Consider the following 18,113-nt stretch of genomic DNA (forward strand, 5'->3'; position numbering starts at 1 on the left):
TTGGACAGCGATGCTACCGCATAATTCCAATAAACGAAATGCCTGTACATTTTCAGTTGCAACTCAAAACTTATCTTGGTAGGTAGCAATTAGAAACCTTTCAGGAGTCTACCGATGTCCGTCATCACCCGCGCAATTCTGGCCGCCGCTCCCGCCCTCGCGACAGGGTTCGCAGCGCTGCTCGCGACACCGGCATCGGCACAGCTTCCAATCAACTATTATATTGCCGTCCCGGCCGCCGCACCCGCCTCGACACGGCTCATCACCAACGGCACAGCCTGGCGCTGGGAGAACGCGGCATTCGTCTCCAGCAAGGCGCCGCAGCGCGACGTGATCCTCTGCGCCGCGGTTGCCAAGCGCGTCGGGCCGCTCGCCAGTTTCTCCGTCGCGGGCAAGGCCTATGACGCCGACGCGCTGGCCGCGTGCAACAACCACGCGAAATAACGAGGAATTTGTTGCAATGCATCGCAACCCGGCCCCATCTATAAGCCGTGTTGCGCCAATATGAACTGGTCGATCGCGTCCTCGACTACGATCCCGATGCCGATGAGGCGCTGCTGAACCGCGCCTATGTCTTCTCGATGCAGGCGCACGGGTCGCAGAAGCGCGCGAGCGGCGATCCGTATTTCAGCCACCCGATCGAGGTGGCGGGGATCCTGACCGACCTCCACCTCGATGCGGAGACGATCGCCACCGCGATTCTCCACGACACGATCGAGGACACGGTCGCCACGCCCGAGGAGATCGAGCGGCTGTTCGGTGCCTCCGTCGCGCGTCTCGTCGACGGCGTGACGAAGCTCAGCAAGATCGAGGCGCAGACCGAGAACGAGCGGGCGGCGGAGAACCTGCGCAAATTCCTCCTCGCGATGTCCGACGACATCCGCGTGTTGCTGGTCAAGCTCGCCGACCGGCTGCACAACATGCGGACGCTCCACCACATCGCCAAGCCCGAGAAGCGCCGTCGCATCGCCAAGGAGACGATGGACATCTATGCGCCGCTCGCTGAGCGGATCGGCATGTACGAGTTCATGCGCGAGATGCAGTCGCTCGCGTTCGAACAGCTCGAGCCCGAAGCCTCCGAATCGATCAACCGCCGCCTAGAACAGCTGAAAAAGGGCGACGGCGACCGCATCGCCAAGATCGCGTCGGGACTGAAGCTGGTGCTGTCGCGCGCAGGCGTCGAGGCGGAAATTTCGGGACGCGAGAAGCACCCCTATTCGATCTTCCGGAAGATGTCGGAGCGGCACATCAGCTTCGAGCAGCTGTCCGACGTGATGGCGTTCCGCGCGATCGTCCCGACCGAGGAGGATTGCTACCGGGTGCTCGGGATCATCCACCAGCGCTGGCCGATGGTCCCGGGGCGGTTCAAGGATTACATCTCGACGCCCAAGCGCAACGGCTATCGCTCGCTGCACACGTCGGTGATCCACGCCGACAGCGCGCGGATCGAGATCCAGATCCGCACCGCCGACATGCACGCACAGGCCGAGTTCGGGCTGGCGGCGCACTGGGCGTACAAGCAACAGATCAACGGCAGCGACCGCCAGGTCAGCTGGATCCGCGACCTCGTCGAGATCCTCGATACCGCCGAGAGCCCTGAAGAGCTGCTCGAACACACGCGGATGGCGATGTACACCGATCGCATCTTCGCGTTCACGCCGAAGGGCGAGCTGATCCAGCTGCCCAAGGGCGCGACCTCGATCGACTTCGCGTATGCGGTGCACACTGATCTCGGCGACCAGGCGGTCGGCGCGAAGGTCAACGGCCGCGTCGTGCCGCTGTCGACGGTGATCGAGAACGGTGATCAAGTGCAGATCCTGCGCTCGAAGGGCCAGTCCCCACAACCGCAATGGCTCAACGTCGCGACCACCGGCAAGGCGCTGGCCGCGATCCGCCGGCACCTGCGTCAGAAAGAGCGCGTCGAGCAGATCGCGCTCGGCCAGACCCTGTACGAGGATATCGCCACCCGCCTGCCCGCGCAGATCGGCACCGATGCACTGAGCCACGCGCTGAAGCGGCTGAAGCTGCCCGACGACTCGTCGCTTATGGTCGCGATCGCGCGGCGGACGCTATCCGATGCCGCGGTGATGGAGGCGCTGATGCCCGGCTCGGCGGGCGCGGACGTGACGCATGCGCTCGCGCCGCAATCGAGCGCGATCTCGATCAAGGGCCTGACCCCCGGAGTCGCCTACGACTTGGCGACGTGCTGCCATCCGGTGCCGGGCGACCGGATCGTCGGCTTGCGTCGGCCCGATGCGGGGATCGAGGTCCACGCAATCGACTGCCGCGTGCTGGGCGAACTCGCCGAGCGTTCCGAGAACGAGACCGACTGGGTCGACGTCGCCTGGGGCGACGAGACCGAGGGCGCCGTCGCGCGGATATCGGTGATGGTGAAGAACGAGCCGGGCTCGCTCGGCATCGTTTCGTCGATCATCGGCGGGCACAAGGCGAACATCATCAACCTGCGGCTCGATACGCGCGACAAGAGCTTCCACACCAACGAGATCGACGTCGAGGTGCACGACGTGCAGCAACTCATGCGGCTGATGGCGGGCTTGCGCGCGGCGGATGCGGTTCACACCGTGGAGCGGGTGTAGAGTTTGTTGCTTTTGGCTTCCCACATCTTTCAATGACGACAGACAAACCCGACGCTAGACGGGGCGAATGAACCGTCCCGCGTTATCGATCGTCGTCCCTTGCTATAACGAGGCGGCGTGCCTCGACATCCTGCATGCGCGCATTTCCGGCGCCGCGAAGGTCGCGGTCGGCGACGATTACGAGATCGTCCTGATCAACGACGGCTCGCGAGACGACAGCTGGCCCGTGATGCAGCGCATTGCCGCCGCCGACGCGCGGCTTGTCGCGATCAACCTCTCGCGCAATCACGGCCACCAGTTGGCCCTCACCGCCGGCCTCGACCTCTGCGCGGGCGAGCAGATCCTGATCATCGACGCCGATCTCCAGGATCCGCCCGAACTCCTGTCCGACATGCGCGCGGCGATGGCGGCAAGCCAGGCCGACGTCGTCTATGCCGTCCGCCGCCAGCGCGCCGGCGAAACGGTCTTCAAGAAAGCCACCGCCGCCGCCTTCTACCGCCTGCTGACGCGCATGACCGAAACCCCGATCCCGCTCGACACCGGCGACTTCCGCCTGATGAGCCGGCGAGCGCTCGACGCGTTCCTGTCGCTTCCCGAGCAGGCGCGATTCATCCGCGGCATGGTCGCCTGGATCGGCTTCAAGCAGGTTCCCTTCCCGTATGATCGCGCAGAGCGGCTCGCAGGCGAGACGAACTACCCGCTGGCGAAGATGATCCGCCTCGCGTTCGACGCCGTCACCGGGTTTTCGACCGCACCGCTCCGCTTCGCCAGCCACGCCGGGCTCGCGCTGACCGGCGTATCGCTGCTCCTGTTCGTCTACATCGCGATCGGCTGGCTCTCGGGCAGCGCAGTGCAGGGCTGGACCTCGACCATGCTCGTCACGGTGTTCCTCGGCGCGGTACAGATGTTCGTGCTGGGGATGATCGGCGAGTATCTCGGACGGCTGTACGTCGAGTCGAAACGCCGGCCATTGTATATCGTCGCGGACGTCGCGGGCCCGATCCAGGGGAAGGCTACCTTGGGGTTTCGTGCGGAGCTGGTGGAAGTGGCGCGGTTGCCTGACGGCTCCCTTCCCTCCCACCCCGAATAACGAACGCGCCTGCCGATCACAACACCACCCCGGCGAAGGCCGGGGCTCAGTTGGCAAGGTCGCGGTGACGAAGCGCGCCCGACGTCAGCAACGTTCCCCAACTGGGCCCCGGCCTTCGCCGGGGTGGTGGTTGGAGATGCGCCTAAGATCCCCCCTCCGTTCGTGCTGAGCGAAGTCGAAGCACCTGCGCGCGAGGCCTGCCCTTCGACTTCGCTCAGGACGAACGGGTTAGGGAACGGAGAAGATCACAAGGCAGGCTTACCGCGGCACCGCCAGCGTCACGATCGAAACCCCCGGCGTCATCGGCACACGCCCGACCAGATGCCGCTCAAGCCGGAAGATCTTCTCGAACAGCGCATTCACCAGCTTCGGCGGTGGCGAATCATCGCTGTCGTCGCGCCCGGTCATCCGCCCGGCAATCCGCGCCGCCGCCGCCAGCGGGAACAGCAGCGAGTTGAAATACCCCAGCTTCTCCGGCTTCAACCCGGCAGTCTCGATCGCCGACTGCAACGTCGCCTTCGAATACCGGCGATGGTGATGGTTCACGACGTCGTGCGCGCTCCACAGCCACGCATGCGCCGGGACCGCGATCAGGATCTTGCCCCCCGGAGCAAGGCAATCGGCCATAGCCTTCAACGCCGCGACGTCGTCCTCGATATGCTCGACCACATCGAGCACCGCGATCAGATCGTAGTGCGCGCGGGGTACGCCGGGGAGTTCGGGCAAGGGGGCCGCGCCGACCGGCTTGCCGAGCCGCTCGCTGGCGATCTCTCGCGCGGCCGGATCGATCTCGATCGCGTCGATCTCGCCGAACTCCGCCAGCATCGGCAAATTATGCCCGGTGCCGCAGCCGATCTCGAGGATCTTCGCATCCTTCGGCAAAGCGCCGTAGCGTGTCAGGTAATCCGCCAGGATGTCGCGGCGCGCGCGGTACCACCAGTGCGTGGAATCATGCGCGGCCATCCGGTCGTAGACGATGCGGTCCATTACGTGTCGGCCCTGCGGTTGAAATTCATGTCAGTTGAAAACCCAGAAACGGTTGAGCACGAACGTCACGATCGCGGCAAGAAAGACGGCCGGGATCAGCGGGATCCACGGATGCAGATGAAGCAGCGCCGTACCGATCCAGGTGATGACCGCATTGAGCGCGAGCCCCGAACCCTGGACGATCACGAACTTCACATGGCGCGCCGCACCCGGTTCCTTCGCGTGCCCCTTGAAGCTCCAACGGCTGTGCAGGAAGAACCCGACCACCACTGCGACCGCAAATGCGAACGGCACAGCGGCTACCGCCTGGCGGGGCGGGAACACGTACGCGGTCAGCGGCAGGTAGACGAGCGAATACACCACGCTGGAAATCCCGCCGGCGATGCCGAAGCGCACGAGCTGACCGAGCACGCCGCTCGCCCGCATCTGCTCCATCTGTCGCCAAATCGCCTGCATGCCCGCCTTGTTCTTTACCCGCACCGCGATAGAGCGACCGCGAAGACAAGCCCGCGCATCTAGAGTGCGTGCGGGCCGGAGGAAAGCGTTTTGGATCAGGCACCACTTCAGCGGCGGACGTTGCTGGACGAACTCGATCGGCATTGGATCGCGCTGACGTTGCTCGCCTGGGTAGCGGTGGCGGCATGGTCGATGGTCGATCGCTGGGGTCAGATCCGCTGGCTGTCGCTCGGCGATACCGACGACAACATGCGTCTGATGCAGGTCCGCGCCCTGCTCGACGGCCAGGGCTGGTACGATCTGCGCAATTACCGGATGAACCCACCGGTCGGTTTCGACATTCACTGGAGCCGGATCGTCGACCTGCCGATCGCCGGGCTGATCCTGTTCTTCCGCCTGTTCACCAGCAACAGCTGGGCCGAACGGCTCGCCTGCGGGATTGCGCCCTTACTGCCGTTGTCGATCGCGATGCTCGGCATCGGCGCGACCGTGCGAAGGCTGATCAGCCCGTATGCATGGCCGCTCGCGGTCGTGTTCATGGTCGGCGCTACGGCCACGATGCTGATGTTCATGCCCGAGCGGATCGATCATCACGGTTGGCAGCTCGCGATGCTGAGCCTGACGGTCGCGGGCCTGTGCGATACGAACGGCCGTCGTGGTGGCGCGATGGTCGGGATCGCGAGTGCGGTGTCGCTGTCGATCGGGCTCGAGCTGTTGCCCTACGCGGCGATGGCGGGAGCGATCATCGCCTTGCGCTGGGTGTGGGACCGGTCGGAAGCCGAGCGCTTGTCGATCTACGCGCTGACGCTCGGCGGCGGCAGCACGCTCGGGTTCGCGCTGTTCGCATCGAACGCCAACCAGTCTATGCGCTGCGATGCGCTGACCCCGGTGTGGCTGAGCGTGATGATCGCGGCGGGGATGCTGCTGTTTTTGCTCGCGCGGTTCGGGCCGGCGTCGCGCGGAATGCGGTTGACGCTGGCGGTTGCGGCTGGGGCGGCGATCGTCGTCGGGTTCGCGCTGGTGTTCCCACAATGCCTCGGGCGACCCGAGGGAATTTCGCCCGAACTGCAGCGCAACTGGCTGGACAATGTCCGCGAGGCCAAGCCGATCTACAAGCATAGTTTCCGGGTGGGGTTCGCGCTGGCGACGCTGCCGATCATCGGCCTGATCGGGGCGGCGATCGCAGCGTGGCGCGCGCGTCGCGATCCAAGCGCAGTCGGCTGGGCGGCGGTCGCGCTGTTCACCGCGTTCGCGTGCGCGATGCTGCTGTGGCAGGTCCGCGCCGGGCCCGCCGCGCAGATGCTGGCGATCCCGGGGGCGACCGCGCTGGCCTGGCTGATCATCCCGCGGTTGCTCGGCAACCGGTCGATCGCGGTGCGCGTGCTGGGGACGGCCGCGGCGTTCCTGATCGTGTCGGGCATGTTCGCCGGGATGGTGCTGAAATACCTGCCGATCGACCAGCCAAAGCCGTATGAAAAACGCGTCAACATGGCGACCGGCGACTGCCTGCGCACGACCGTGCTGCTCGCGCTGAACAAATATCCCGCGCAGACGATCTTCACCTTCGTCGACATGGGGCCGCGGCTGATCACGATCACGCATCATGACGCGATCGCGGGCCCGTATCACCGCAACGGCGACGCGATCCTCGACGTCCAGCATGCGTTCGGGCGGTCTGCGGACGAGGCGCATGCGATCATCAAGCGCCACGGCGCGACGATGCTGCTGCTGTGTCCGAACGCGGCCGAATCGACCAACTATAAGGCGCGCAGTCCGAAGGGGTTCTACTCGGAACTGGCGAAGAACAAGATCCCGGCGTGGCTGACCCCACTCCCGCTGCCGGCGAAGTCGCCGCTGCGGTTGTTTAAGGTCGGCTGACCATCACCCCCCGGTTCTCCTGCGAACGCAGGAGAACGGATTAGTGCAGCACTACCGACAAACCGTCGAGGACGAACTGCACCGCCAGCGCAGCCAGCAGTACGCCCAGCAACCGAGTGATCACCGCCTCGATCTTCGCGCCGAGAATCCGCATGATCGGCCCCGCCGCGAGCAGTGCGACGAGCGTCAGCAGCAGGATCGTCACCATCGCGCCGAGCACCACCAGCGATCGCTCGATCCCGCTGTTGCGGCTCATCAACAGCATCACCGACGCGATCGAGCCCGGGCCCGCGATCATCGGCATCGCCATCGGGAAGATCGAGACGTCCTCCACCTCGGGATCGCTCGCCACCTTGGCGGCACGATCCTCGCGGCGCTCGGTGCGCTTTTCGAACACCATTTCGAGCGCGATCAGGAACAGCATGATGCCGCCGGCGATGCGGAAGCTCGCCAGGCTAATTCCCAAGCCCTTGAGTAATGCCTCGCCGAACAGCGCGAACACGAACAGGATCAGCGCGGATACGCCGACCGCGCGGATCGCCATCGCCCGCTTTTGCAGGGACGACGCGCTCGCCGACAGCCCGGCATAGATCGGCGCGCAGCCGGGTGGATCGATGACGACGAAGAACGTGATCAGCGACGAGATGTAGAGTTCGATCACAGCGCGGCCTCGTCGATAACAATGCCTTCGCGACGGCCTGCGGAGACCAAGGTGTTGCGCAGTAGGCAGGCGATGGTCATCGGCCCGACGCCGCCCGGCACCGGTGTGATCGCGCCCGCGACCTCGACTGCGCTGGCGAAATCGACGTCGCCGACGAGGCCGGCATCGGTCCGGTTGATACCGACGTCGATGACGGTCGCGCCGGGCTTGAGCCAGTCGCCCTTGATCATCTGCGGAATACCGACCGCAGCAACAACGATGTCCGCGCGGCGGATGTGCGCGGGGACGTCCTTCGTGCGGCTATGCACGACGGTCACGGTGCAGCTTTCGCGGAGCAGCAGTTGCGCCATCGGCTTGCCGACGATGTTGGAGCGGCCGACGACGACCGCCTCGAGTCCGCTCAAGCTCGGCAACACGCTCTTCAACAGCATGACGCAGCCGAACGGCGTGCAGGGAACGAAGCCGGGCAGACCGGTCGCGAGGCGGCCCGCGTTGATCGGGTGGAAGCCGTCGACGTCCTTGTCGGGGTCGATAGCGGCGATCACCGCCTGCTCGTCGATATGCTTCGGCAGGGGCAACTGGACGAGGATACCGTCGATCGTCGGATCGGCGTTGAGCGTCGCGACCAAGGCCAGCAGGTCTTCGGCGGGGACGTCGGCGGGGAGCCGGTGCTCGATGCTTTCCATTCCGGCTTCACGCGTCGCCCTGCCCTTCGACCGGACATAGACGTTGGAGGCGGGATCCTCGCCGACCAGCACCACAGCCAGCCCAGGCGCGCGGCCTGCCTGTGCACGAAAGGCGGTGACGCCGTCTGCGATACGGGCCCGGAGGCCGGCGGCGAAGGCCTTGCCGTCGATGATGGTCGCGCTCATGCCCGCGGCCCATAGAGCGCGGCGGCAATTTCCGCCAGCGTAGTGGCGTTGCCGGCGATGTGCAGGCGCTTCAGGCGGGCGGTTTCGCCGGCGACGATCGTCACGGCACGCTTGGGTACGCCGAAGGTCTTCGCGACGAGCGCCACCAACCCCGCATTCGCGGCACCGTCCACCGGCGCCGCCGCCAACCTCGCGACGAAATGCTCTTCGGTCCCGGCGGTCAGCGCATCGCGACCCCCGCGCGGCGTTACCCGAACGGCGATCGCCAAGCCGTCAGCCAGCGCTCGCCAAGCGGCCTTCGCGCTCAATAGGTTGCGACGAGATAGTTCTGCGCGATGTTCGGAATGACAATGTTGCTGAGAATGTAGAGGATCAGCAGCACGACGAGCGGCGACAGGTCCAGCGCGCCGAAATCCGGGAGCACGCGGCGGATCGGGCGATACATCGGCTCGGTCATCCGCTGCAGCGCGGTCCACACGGTGCGGACGAAATCGCTGTGCGTATTGATGACGTTGAACGCGATCAGCCACGACAGGATCGCCTGCACGACGATGATCCACCAGATGACGGTGAGCAGCAACTGGACGATCTGAAGAAGGGCGATCAAGGCGTAGGTCTCCGCTGGTGTATTGCCGATATAAGGTGGCGGGAGGAGAACGAGAAGCCCTGTGGTGTCGGGAGGTGTGCGCCCGGTGATTCGCCTTCCCAATCCCCGTCATCCTGGGCTTGACCCAGGATCCAGAGCCACAGGCGTTACCCTAGTGGCTCTGGATCCTGACTTTCGTCAGGATGACGGGCGTGAGAGGCTACCCCCTTTACCGCGAGCGCCCGTTCGCGCTCACCAGCGTGCCCGCGCCCTGCTTGGTGAAGATCTCCAGCAGCATCGCGTGCGGCACGCGGCCGTCGATGATGACCGCGGCGTCCACCCCCGATTCGACCGCCGCAACGCAGGTGTCGAGCTTGGGGATCATGCCGCCGGTCACCGTCCCGTCGGCGCGTAGCTCAGCGATCCGCGCGGGGTCGAGGTCGGTGAGCAGTTCGCCTTCCTTGTCGAGCACGCCGACGATATCGGTGAGCAGAAAGAAGCGCGCGGCGCCCATCGCGGCGGCGATCGCGCCCGCCATCGTGTCGGCGTTGATGTTGTAGGTGTGGCCATCCGCACCGATGCCGATCGGCGCGATTACCGGGATGATGTCGGCCGCGATCAGCGTGTCGAGAATCGTCCGGTCGACCGCGATCGGCTCGCCGACGAAGCCCAGGTCGACGTGCCGCTCGATCCCCTGGAGCTTGTCGGGCTCGCGACCGTGACCGACTTTCTGCGCGAGGACGAGGCCCGCGTCCTTGCCGGAGATGCCGACCGCGCGACCGCCGGCCTGGCCGATCCAGCCGACGATTTCCTTGTTGATCGAGCCCGCCAGGACCATTTCGGCGATCTGCGCGGTCTCCGCATCTGTGACGCGCAGGCCGTCGACGAAGCGTGATTCGACGCCGAGCCGCTTTAGCATCGCGCCGATCTGCGGGCCGCCGCCGTGGACGACGACCGGATTGATGCCGACCGCCTTTAGCAGAACCATGTCCTCGGCGAAGTCGCGCTGCAGCTCGGGATCGCCCATCGCGTGGCCGCCGTATTTCACGACGAACGTCTTGCCGGCGTAGCGCTGAAGATACGGCAGCGCCTCGGTGAGCGTTTCCGCCTTGGCGAGCAGGGCGGGATCGGGCGTGTGATCGGTCATGCCGATCCCTTAGCCAGTCGAGGGAGGTAACGAAAGCCGCGGACGTCGCTCTTGCTTCCGTCGTTCTCCCGCGAAGGCGGGAGCCAAGACTGGGTCCCCGCCTTCGCGGGGAAACAACGCGGTCAGACCTGGTCCAGCCGCCGTCCCAGCTTCACGAAGAAGGTGATCATGAACGGCACCAGCACGATCGACAGTATGACCTTGGTCAGCATCTGCCCTTCCATCAACGCGATGATCGGCCGCTCCCCCAGGAACGAGATGGTGATGAACAAGATCGTGTCGATGATCTGCGAGATGATGCTCGCGATCATGCCGCGAAGCCACACCAGCTTGCCGTCGCCGCTGCCGACCTGTCCCGACAGCTTCGAGAAGATCAGCACGTTGAGCGTCTGCGAGATGCCGTAGGAGATCAGCCCGGCGATCATCATCCGCGAGCTTTGCCCGACGACGACCGGGAACGCGTCGACCGCGGGCGGGTACATCCCCGGATCGTGCGGCAGCGCCAGCACCAGGTGGATCAGCGCCGCCGACACCAGCAGCGGAATGAACCCGAGGCGCACCAGGAACGTCGCGGTCTTCTGGCCGTGCAGCTCGGAGATCGCACTGCTCAGCACCACCAGCAGCAGGAACCCGAAGATCCCCGCCTCGACCGCGAGTGGACCGAGCGCGACCTGCTTCACCCCCAACACGCCGGCGATGCACACCATGCCGCCGTACAGGACCGAAAAAACGAAGAGCGAACGCGGGAACGCGGGAACAGGCTTATCCATCGCCGGGGACGCTAGCGAAATCGCGCGCGCCGTCAAATGACTAGCGCGCTTCAAATAACTGGCGAGCGCGGCGCTCGCGTGTCATGTCGGTCGCTTGCGCAGCCGGGGGGCGGCGCGTGTCATCGCAAGAAAACGCAGGGCGTCCATGGAAAGACTCTTCATCGGTTTGGCGGGCATCGCCGTCATCCTGGGCATTGCCGTGCTGTTGTCGAGCGACCGCCGTGCGATCCGCCTGCGTATCGTCGGCGCCGCGTTCGCATTGCAGGCCGGGATCGCCGTGCTCGTGCTGTATTCGAGCTTCGGCAAGGTCGTGCTCGGCGAGATGTCCGGCGGCGTCGCCAACCTGCTCGGCTATTCGCAGAAGGGCACCGAATTCCTGTTCGGCAAGATGGCGACGCCCGAGATCGGCGGACAGAGCTTCGCGATCGCCGCGCTGCCGGTGATCATCTTCTTCGCGAGCCTCGTCTCGATCCTCTATTATCTCGGCATCATGCAGTTCGTGGTGCGCTGGGTCGGCGGCGGGATCGAGAAGGTCATCGGCGTCTCGAAGGTCGAATCGCTATGCGCGGCGGCGAACATCTTCGTCGGCCAGAGCGAATCGCCGCTCGTCATCCGGCCGTACCTGGCGGGGCTCACCCCGGCGCAGCTTTTTACCGTAATGACCAGCGGCATGGCCGGCGTCGCGGGCACGATCCTCGCGGCGTATGCGTCGATGGGCATCCGGATCGATTACCTGCTTGCGGCGAGCTTCATGGCGGCGCCGGGCGGCATCCTGATGGCGAAGATCATCATGCCCGACCGCGTCACGCCACCAGAAGGCGAACTCGCGCTCGGCGACCTGCCCGGCGGATCGTCGGCGGGCGAACCGATGCCGCAAGCAACGCACGACGAGGAAAAGCCGGCCAATCTGATCATGGCCGCAGCCCAGGGCGCGCAGACCGGCGTGCGCCTGGCCGTCGCGGTCGGCGCAATGGTGCTGGCATTTGTCGCGCTGGTGGCGCTCGCGAATGGCCTGCTCGGCGGGCTCGGCAACATGATCGGGCTGCCCGGCCTCAGCTTCCAGGGGCTGCTCGGCTATGTGTTCGCGCCAATCATGTTCCTGCTGAACGTCCCGTGGAGCGAGGCGGGGATCGCCGGCGGGCTGTTCGGGCAAAAGATCGTCCTGAACGAGTTCGTCGCGTATATCTCGCTCGGCACGCAGCAGGGGCTGAGCGCGCGGACGATCGCGGTCATCACCTTCTCGCTATGCGGCTTCGCCAACTTCTCGTCGATCGCGATCCAGATGGCGGTCACCGGAAGCCTCGCACCGAACCAGCGCCCGATGATCGCCAAGCTCGGCCTGCGCGCGCTCGCCGCGGGAAGCTTGGCGAACCTTATGTCGGCGGCGCTCGCGGGCCTGCTGATCGGCTGACAGAGTATCCTCCCCTGCAAGGGGAGGTGCAGCCGCTTGGCTGACGGAGGGGTATAACCCTCTCGACAGCGCACTACCCCTCCGTCTGGCTACGCCAGCCACCTCCCCTCACAGGGGAGGATAACCGTGCCAACGCAATCGGGCCCGCCACCTTTCGGCAACGGGCTCGACGCAAACTACCTCGCAGGGGGAAAGCGAGGCAGCTATCTCGCGGGATCGCCGATTACGGCAGCATCACCGTGTCGACGACGTGGATCACGCCGTTCGACTGCATGACGTTGGCGATCGTGATCCGGCCCTTGTGGCCCTTGCCGTCCATGATGCCCCAGCCGGTGCCGACCTTCTTGAACATCAGCGGCTCGCCCTGCACGGTCGTGTAGGTCGCGGTGCCGCCGTTCGCCTTCGCCTTGGCGGCGATGTCGGCGGCGGTGATCGTGCCGGGGACGACGTGATAGGTCAGGACGCTGGCGAGCTGCGCCTTGTTCTCGGGCTTGAGCAGCGTGTCGACGGTGCCCGCCGGCAGCTTCTTGAACGCGGCGTTGGTCGGCGCGAACACGGTGAACGGACCCGGGCCCGACAGCGTCTCGACCAGGCCGGCGGCCTTGACCGCGGCGACCAGCGTCGTGTGGTCCTTCGAATTGACCGCGTTCTCGACGATCGTCTTGGTCGGATACATCGCGGCGCCGCCGACCATCGGGTTGGTCTGGGCTGCGACGATGGCGCTGCCGCTGACGGCAACGGCCGCGGCGACGATCGCGGTACGAATGAACGGGTTCATGGCTTCTCTCCTGCGTGCGGAGCCGGTGTGCGGCGCCACTGCGGGGAGATACGGACGTGCCGGCAGAAGGACGCAGCCGGTGTTCAGATCGCCGCGAGAAGGCACGCCCATGCTGCGATCTCATCGTCATGCCGCCGCGTGACGACCAGGTCGCTCGCCGCCCCGGTATCGAGATCGACGTCGATTGTGCCGGTCCACTCGAACGTCGCATTGCCCGACAGCGTGACCATCGCGGCCTCGCTCGCCTCGGCGCGGACCAAGCCGCCCTTGTTGAACACCGTGGTCGGCGTGCCGTACGCGATCCGCCCGGTCAGGCACGCGGCATAGGTCGACGCCGCCATCGCGCTGCCGCAACTGTCGGTCAGCCCGACCCCGCGCTCGAACGTCCGCACGAACAGGTCGCGTCCGCGAACCTCGACGAAACTGACGTTCGCGCGGTTGGGCAACCAGTCGGGCGCCGCCTCGCAGGCTTCGCCGACGCGCACGAGCTCGGCTTCGTCGATGGCATCCACGAACGTCACGAGATGGGGGTTCGGCATCGCCACCGCCGTAAAGGCGCGGTCCGTCGGCAGATTCGCGATCGGCGTATCGACGATGCGATCGGTCCCGACATGCATAGGCCACGCCGCGACATCCAGAGACGCGGGGCCAGCGATCTCGCGCACGGTGAACACGCCATCGGCAATATCGGCATCGCGCTCGACGGCCGCGTCGCTCGTCTTCAGCAGCGCCGACGCGGACTCGGAGCCCGTAGCCGCGAACCCGGCGCGCGCGACGCAACGCAGGCCGTTGAGGCACGTCTCCGACTCGCTGCCATCCGAATTGAACATCCGCATGCCGAACGCGTGGGTCGCGTCGCCGCCAGTCAGCAGCAGGAGCCCGTCGCCACCCACCGGTCCATCGCGATCCGCCAACGCCCGCGCGACGGCAGCCCAAGCCGCATCGCCGAGCGTCGACGCGCGTGCGTCGATCAGCGGAAAGTCGTTGCCAGAGCCGTGGCATTTGATGAGGTCGAAGCGCATGCTGGACACTTAATCACGCCCGCGCACCAATGCGAGCGCCTAACCGATCCCGTAATGCGCGGCCAACCGATCGAGTGCGAGCGTCAGCACGACCCGCCCCGCCCGCGCCGGCCATTGCAACGCCTTCTCGGCCACCGGCAGCCCCTCCCCCGCACAAACCACCCGCCAAAGGATATCCGCCAGCCCCGGCCCCGCCGCCGCCAGCGCCCCGTCGAACCGACGCTTCGCCGCGATCTGCGCCGACGTCGGGTCGAGTCCGCCGCCACCTCCCCCATCGACCCGCTCGACCCAGCGCATCGTCACGCTCGGCGCGATCGACGCGCGTTCGTAATCGGCCCGCAACCGCTCACCCGCCTCGAACTGTCTCACGTCGATCAACGCGCGCGACCGCAGCCATCCAAGCGGCGACTCCGCAAGGTTCACGGTGACAATACGACCGCGACGCATGCCGACCGCTTGAGGAACACCCTCCGAATCGACCGTCCGCTCTACCAGTTCGCGCATCCGCCATCTCCCGTTGCGCTTGGCTGTTGCCATATCCGCACGGTTGTAGGACAGCTGAATAACCTATCTGGTTTGGAACCGTTCAATGATCACCGCCATTCGGGAAGTCCGGCGCACTAAGGGACTGACCCTGGAGGACGTCGCCAGGCGTTGCGATCCACCGACCACCGCGCAGACGATCGGGCGCCTGGAGACCGGCACGCGCACCGTCTCGATCGGCTGGCTCAACCGGATCGCCGCCGCACTGGGCGTCGAGGCAAGCGATCTTGTGAAATTGCCAGGCCGTACCGACCTGCCCGTCGCCGCGATTCTAGACGGCCGCGAAGCCCACGCCCCCCGGCGAACTACTACGGCACCACCGCCTCAAGTCGCGCCAGGCCAGATCGCAATAACCGTCGCGAACGGCACCGGCGAATACCGCGCAGGCGATGTAATCTGGGCGGCAACGCTGGCCCCCCGAGATTTCACAACCGCGCTCAACCGCGACATCCTCGTCCCGCAACCGGCAGGACGGTTCGCGTTCGGACGGCTCACGCAATGCAACGGCGACGTCACCGTCCTGCCGCCGGGCACCGGCACGCAGTCGCTCACCATCGCCGACCCCGCCTGGATCGCGGTCGCGGTGCGGTTGGTTCGCGAACTGTAGAAGATGGCGGATAACGGTGGACAATGACGGGCTCGAACCGCCGACATTCTCGGTGTAAACGAGACGCTCTACCAACTGAGCTAATCGCCCCTCTCGGGTGGACGTCCGATGCCAAAGCCGGGCGGCCGGGGCAAGCTAAAATCACGGAATGCGCAGGTCGGCGCCCTTGGTGGCTACGATGTACCCGCGCATCGCCTCGCTCGCGCGATCGGACAGCACCATGAAGGCGCGGCGTCGGTCGAGCAGGTCGGGACGGCGTTCGAACAATCCGGTGTCGGTCATCCGCGCGATCCAGCGCAGCGCAGTGGTCGGCGCGACTGCCGCTGCGATGCACAGGCTCGACACCGAAACGCGGCCCCGCTCAAGCTCGGCGGCGTAGAGATCGAGCAGCATGTCCCAGCCAGGGTCCTCGAACAATGTCGCGCCGAAGAACTGGTCGCGCAAGCGGCGCGCGCGGATCGCCCGACGGACATCCGCCGCGCTGGGCTCTACCAAGGCGGGCGGTGCGCCGTAGCGATTGGTGCGGTCGCCGACGATCGGTGCGACAGGTGCGTCGCCCTCGATCTCCGCCCGCGTCAGTCGGGCGAGCGCCTCGGCGATCCGCGCGACCTCGGTGTTCAGTCGCTCGAGCCGCGTGCCGTCGGTCTCGCGGTGAACATCGAAGACGCCCGCCGGGATACGCGCCGCCTCGGCAGCGACCACGATCGCCGCCACGCAATCACCGACGGTGGGATCGACCAGCAACCGCGTGCTGCCGCCGAGCGTCGCCGCGGCGACAACGTCGATCTCGTCGACGCCCATGGCAACGACCAGTCCCGCCTGCATTGAAGCCGCCTGATGGACGATTCCTGGCAGGTGTTCGGCTATTATCGCTGGATCGACTCCGCCGGCCTCGACGACGATGACCTGCGGCGTCGCATGATCGCCGAAGCCTGCCGGCCAATCGAGTCGGGCAACGATCCGACCGTTCAGCGCGGCAAGGGCAACGGCCAGCCGGTCCGGTGCGCCGGGCCCGGCGATAAGGATCGCGTCGATCCCCGTGTCGTAATTCGCCGCGTCAGGCGGGCCGTCAGATAGGGTCATCAAGGTCTCCGCTATGATACGGAGACTAACCTGTGTCAGGTGAGGAGTTACACCCGAACTGGATCGAGTTCCGTTGCAGTTGGGAACCCCACGCGAAGAGCTCAGTCGAGTGCCTTGACGATATCCTCGACCATCTTCTTCGCGTCGGCCAGCAGCATCATCGTATTGTCGCGATAGAACAGTTCGTTATCGACGCCTGCATAGCCGACGCCGCCCATCGACCGCTTGATGAACAGCACGGTCTTCGCTTTCTCGACATCAAGCACGGGCATGCCGTAAATCGGCGACGTCTTGTCGGTCTTCGCGGCGGGATTGGTCACGTCGTTGGCACCGATCACGAACGCGACGTCGGTCTGCGCGAACTCGCTGTTGATGTCCTCCAGCTCGAACACGTCGTCATACGGCACGTTCGCCTCGGCCAGCAGGACGTTCATGTGCCCCGGCATGCGCCCCGCGACGGGGTGGATCGCGTATTTCACGCGGACGCCCTCGGCCTTCAGCTTGTCGCCCATCTCGCGCAGGACGTGCTGAGCCTGCGCGACCGCCATGCCATAACCGGGGACGATGATGACCTGCTCGGCCTGGCTCATCAGGAACGCGGCATCCTCCGCCGAGCCGCGTTTCCACGGTCGATCGACGGCTGAGCCGCCACTTCCCGCGCCTGCATCGCTCGTCCCGAAGCCGCCTGCGATCACGCTGATGAAGCTACGGTTCATCGCGCGGCACATGATGTAGCTGAGGATCGCGCCCGAGCTGCCGACCAGCGCGCCGGTGATGATCATCGCGCTGTTGTGGAGCGTGAAGCCCATCGCGGCGGCCGCCCAGCCCGAATAGGAATTGAGCATGCTGACCACCACCGGCATATCCGCGCCGCCGATCGGGACGATCAGCAGGAAGCCGATGACGAAGCTCAGGATCACGATCGTCCAGAAGATCCACGGTGCCTGGTCGGTGACGAAATACGCGATCAGCCCCAGGATGCCGGCGAGCAGCGCGAGGTTGATGACGTGGCGGCCGGGCAGCATGATCGGCTTGCCGCCCATGTTGCCGTTGAGCTTCAGGAACGCGATGACCGAGCCCGAGAAGGTGATCGCACCGATCGCCACGCCGAGGCCGAGTTCGATCCGGCTGACGGGGTGGATCACCGCGAAGGGTTGGCCGATCAGCGGGATGACGAGGTCGGAGATCCCGAATGCCTGCGGGTTGAGATAGGCCGCGATGCCGACCAGTACCGCGGCGAGACCGACGAGGCTGTGGAACGCGGCAACGAGCTGCGGCATCGCGGTCATCGCGATCCGGCGTGCTGTCACGAGACCGATCGCCGCGCCGACGCCGATCGCCGCAAGGATTTCGACGACCGTGGTCCAGTCGATAGCGCGCACGGCTATCGTAGATCCGGTGTCGGAAACGAGAAGGTGCTGAACGAATGGCACATGCGTCACCAGCGTGGTCACGACCGCGATGGTCATGCCGATGATGCCGAACCGATTGCCGCGCTGGCTCGACGCGGGGCTCGACAGCCCGCGCAGCGCGAGGATGAAGCACACCCCCGCGACGAGATAGGCGAGCGATGCCCAGGGGCTGACCGTCAGTTCATGCATCGCGCGTCCCCTTCACGTCCGTAT

General features: G+C 65.9%; 19 protein-coding genes and 1 tRNA gene. 6 read left to right on the forward strand and 14 right to left on the reverse strand.

Annotation, left to right across the window (positions count from 1 at the left end):
- The first annotated feature begins 114 nt into the window (after window positions 1-114).
- From J4O76_RS16750 to J4O76_RS16760, 3 genes are all read left to right on the forward strand, one after another.
- A complete protein-coding gene (locus J4O76_RS16750) occupies window positions 115-444 on the forward strand; it encodes a CC_3452 family protein (protein ID WP_426283001.1) in 330 nt (109 codons plus the stop codon).
- Between the two features lie 47 nt (window positions 445-491).
- Window positions 492-2,597 carry a RelA/SpoT family protein gene (locus J4O76_RS16755; protein WP_426283002.1) on the forward strand — a complete coding sequence of 702 codons (2,106 nt, stop codon included), beginning with the start codon at window positions 492-494 and terminating at the stop codon, window positions 2,595-2,597.
- Window positions 2,598-2,664: 67 nt separating this feature from the next.
- On the forward strand, window positions 2,665-3,687 hold the full coding sequence (locus J4O76_RS16760; RefSeq protein WP_426283003.1) for a glycosyltransferase family 2 protein: 1,023 nt from the start codon (window positions 2,665-2,667) through the stop codon (window positions 3,685-3,687).
- A gap of 258 nt (window positions 3,688-3,945) precedes the next feature.
- Here the strand turns inward: J4O76_RS16760 and J4O76_RS16765 are convergent, their stop codons facing one another.
- Both J4O76_RS16765 and J4O76_RS16770 read right to left on the reverse strand, forming a co-directional pair.
- Window positions 3,946-4,674 (reverse strand): class I SAM-dependent methyltransferase, encoded by a 729-nt coding sequence (locus J4O76_RS16765; RefSeq protein WP_056066439.1) that lies wholly within the window; start codon window positions 4,672-4,674, stop codon window positions 3,946-3,948.
- Window positions 4,675-4,704: 30 nt separating this feature from the next.
- The gene (locus J4O76_RS16770; protein ID WP_426283004.1) at window positions 4,705-5,130 is read right to left on the reverse strand and encodes a GtrA family protein; all 426 of its coding nucleotides are present in this window, start codon (window positions 5,128-5,130) and stop codon (window positions 4,705-4,707) included.
- 90 nt (window positions 5,131-5,220) lie between these two features.
- Between J4O76_RS16770 and J4O76_RS16775 the strand changes: the two genes are divergently transcribed.
- Window positions 5,221-7,008 (forward strand): AcrB/AcrD/AcrF family protein, encoded by a 1,788-nt coding sequence (locus J4O76_RS16775; protein ID WP_426283005.1) that lies wholly within the window; start codon window positions 5,221-5,223, stop codon window positions 7,006-7,008.
- 40 nt (window positions 7,009-7,048) lie between these two features.
- Here J4O76_RS16775 and J4O76_RS16780 read toward each other — a convergent pair whose 3' ends face one another.
- From J4O76_RS16780 to J4O76_RS16805, 6 genes are all read right to left on the reverse strand, one after another.
- Window positions 7,049-7,669 (reverse strand): MarC family protein, encoded by a 621-nt coding sequence (locus J4O76_RS16780; RefSeq protein WP_253071537.1) that lies wholly within the window; start codon window positions 7,667-7,669, stop codon window positions 7,049-7,051.
- The gene (gene folD, locus J4O76_RS16785; RefSeq protein WP_426283006.1) at window positions 7,666-8,541 is read right to left on the reverse strand and encodes a bifunctional methylenetetrahydrofolate dehydrogenase/methenyltetrahydrofolate cyclohydrolase FolD; all 876 of its coding nucleotides are present in this window, start codon (window positions 8,539-8,541) and stop codon (window positions 7,666-7,668) included. The genes J4O76_RS16780 and folD overlap by 4 nt, the downstream gene beginning before the upstream one ends.
- Window positions 8,538-8,849 (reverse strand): DUF167 domain-containing protein, encoded by a 312-nt coding sequence (locus J4O76_RS16790; protein ID WP_426283007.1) that lies wholly within the window; start codon window positions 8,847-8,849, stop codon window positions 8,538-8,540. Before J4O76_RS16790 ends, folD begins: the two co-directional genes overlap by 4 nt.
- Window positions 8,846-9,148 carry a YggT family protein gene (locus tag J4O76_RS16795; protein ID WP_056066456.1) on the reverse strand — a complete coding sequence of 101 codons (303 nt, stop codon included), beginning with the start codon at window positions 9,146-9,148 and terminating at the stop codon, window positions 8,846-8,848. The genes J4O76_RS16790 and J4O76_RS16795 overlap by 4 nt, the downstream gene beginning before the upstream one ends.
- A gap of 208 nt (window positions 9,149-9,356) precedes the next feature.
- Entirely contained in the window at window positions 9,357-10,274 is a 918-nt protein-coding gene (gene argB, locus J4O76_RS16800; RefSeq protein WP_056053472.1) for an acetylglutamate kinase, read from the reverse strand.
- A 122-nt stretch (window positions 10,275-10,396) separates the two neighbouring features.
- Complete coding sequence (locus J4O76_RS16805; protein WP_426283008.1) at window positions 10,397-11,044, reverse strand: queuosine precursor transporter; 648 nt, start codon at window positions 11,042-11,044, stop codon at window positions 10,397-10,399.
- A gap of 145 nt (window positions 11,045-11,189) precedes the next feature.
- Here J4O76_RS16805 and J4O76_RS16810 point away from each other — a divergent pair, with 145 nt between their 5' ends.
- Window positions 11,190-12,455: a NupC/NupG family nucleoside CNT transporter gene (locus J4O76_RS16810; protein ID WP_426283009.1), complete on the forward strand. Its 1,266-nt coding sequence runs from the start codon at window positions 11,190-11,192 to the stop codon at window positions 12,453-12,455.
- Between the two features lie 223 nt (window positions 12,456-12,678).
- Here the strand turns inward: J4O76_RS16810 and J4O76_RS16815 are convergent, their stop codons facing one another.
- From J4O76_RS16815 to J4O76_RS16825, 3 genes are all read right to left on the reverse strand, one after another.
- The gene (locus tag J4O76_RS16815; RefSeq protein ID WP_426283489.1) at window positions 12,679-13,233 is read right to left on the reverse strand and encodes a fasciclin domain-containing protein; all 555 of its coding nucleotides are present in this window, start codon (window positions 13,231-13,233) and stop codon (window positions 12,679-12,681) included.
- 83 nt (window positions 13,234-13,316) lie between these two features.
- On the reverse strand, window positions 13,317-14,255 hold the full coding sequence (gene dapF / locus J4O76_RS16820) for a diaminopimelate epimerase (protein ID WP_426283010.1): 939 nt from the start codon (window positions 14,253-14,255) through the stop codon (window positions 13,317-13,319).
- Between the two features lie 39 nt (window positions 14,256-14,294).
- Window positions 14,295-14,759, reverse strand: coding sequence for a DUF6456 domain-containing protein (locus tag J4O76_RS16825; RefSeq protein ID WP_426283011.1), 465 nt, complete (start codon window positions 14,757-14,759; stop codon window positions 14,295-14,297).
- A gap of 85 nt (window positions 14,760-14,844) precedes the next feature.
- On the opposite strand from J4O76_RS16825, the gene J4O76_RS16830 reads away from it, so the two are divergent.
- Window positions 14,845-15,405 (forward strand): helix-turn-helix domain-containing protein, encoded by a 561-nt coding sequence (locus J4O76_RS16830; RefSeq protein WP_426283012.1) that lies wholly within the window; start codon window positions 14,845-14,847, stop codon window positions 15,403-15,405.
- Window positions 15,406-15,422: 17 nt separating this feature from the next.
- On the opposite strand, the gene J4O76_RS16835 is transcribed toward J4O76_RS16830, so the two are convergent.
- The 3 genes from J4O76_RS16835 to J4O76_RS16845 form a co-directional block, all read right to left on the reverse strand.
- Window positions 15,423-15,495 (reverse strand) — tRNA-Val (locus J4O76_RS16835).
- Between the two features lie 51 nt (window positions 15,496-15,546).
- Window positions 15,547-16,488, reverse strand: a complete 942-nt coding sequence (locus J4O76_RS16840) for a hypothetical protein (protein WP_426283013.1) — start codon at window positions 16,486-16,488, stop codon at window positions 15,547-15,549.
- 101 nt (window positions 16,489-16,589) lie between these two features.
- Window positions 16,590-18,089, reverse strand: a complete 1,500-nt coding sequence (locus tag J4O76_RS16845; protein WP_426283014.1) for an NAD(P)(+) transhydrogenase (Re/Si-specific) subunit beta — start codon at window positions 18,087-18,089, stop codon at window positions 16,590-16,592.
- Window positions 18,090-18,113: the final 24 nt, after the last annotated feature.

Origin of the sequence: Sphingomonas sp. NFX23, assembly GCF_049887795.1 — a bacterium.
In the GTDB taxonomy this organism is placed as follows: Bacteria; Pseudomonadota; Alphaproteobacteria; order Sphingomonadales; family Sphingomonadaceae; genus Sphingomonas.

Excerpts from the sequence above, each read along its gene's own strand:
- J4O76_RS16750 (WP_426283001.1), top strand. The coding sequence starts at position 115 with ATGTCCGTCATCACCCGCGCAATTCTGGCCGCCGCTCCCGCCCTCGCG.
- J4O76_RS16760 (WP_426283003.1), top strand. The coding sequence starts at position 2,665 with ATGAACCGTCCCGCGTTATCGATCGTCGTCCCTTGCTATAACGAGGCG.
- J4O76_RS16765 (WP_056066439.1), bottom strand. The coding sequence starts at position 4,674 with ATGGACCGCATCGTCTACGACCGGATGGCCGCGCATGATTCCACGCAC.
- J4O76_RS16770 (WP_426283004.1), bottom strand. The coding sequence starts at position 5,130 with ATGCAGGCGATTTGGCGACAGATGGAGCAGATGCGGGCGAGCGGCGTG.
- folD (WP_426283006.1), bottom strand. The coding sequence starts at position 8,541 with ATGAGCGCGACCATCATCGACGGCAAGGCCTTCGCCGCCGGCCTCCGG.
- argB (WP_056053472.1), bottom strand. The coding sequence starts at position 10,274 with ATGACCGATCACACGCCCGATCCCGCCCTGCTCGCCAAGGCGGAAACG.
- J4O76_RS16805 (WP_426283008.1), bottom strand. The coding sequence starts at position 11,044 with ATGGATAAGCCTGTTCCCGCGTTCCCGCGTTCGCTCTTCGTTTTTTCG.
- J4O76_RS16810 (WP_426283009.1), top strand. The coding sequence starts at position 11,190 with ATGGAAAGACTCTTCATCGGTTTGGCGGGCATCGCCGTCATCCTGGGC.
- J4O76_RS16815 (WP_426283489.1), bottom strand. The coding sequence starts at position 13,233 with ATGAACCCGTTCATTCGTACCGCGATCGTCGCCGCGGCCGTTGCCGTC.
- dapF (WP_426283010.1), bottom strand. The coding sequence starts at position 14,255 with ATGCGCTTCGACCTCATCAAATGCCACGGCTCTGGCAACGACTTTCCG.
- J4O76_RS16825 (WP_426283011.1), bottom strand. The coding sequence starts at position 14,759 with ATGCGCGAACTGGTAGAGCGGACGGTCGATTCGGAGGGTGTTCCTCAA.
- J4O76_RS16830 (WP_426283012.1), top strand. The coding sequence starts at position 14,845 with ATGATCACCGCCATTCGGGAAGTCCGGCGCACTAAGGGACTGACCCTG.
- J4O76_RS16840 (WP_426283013.1), bottom strand. The coding sequence starts at position 16,488 with ATGACCCTATCTGACGGCCCGCCTGACGCGGCGAATTACGACACGGGG.
- J4O76_RS16845 (WP_426283014.1), bottom strand. The coding sequence starts at position 18,089 with ATGCATGAACTGACGGTCAGCCCCTGGGCATCGCTCGCCTATCTCGTC.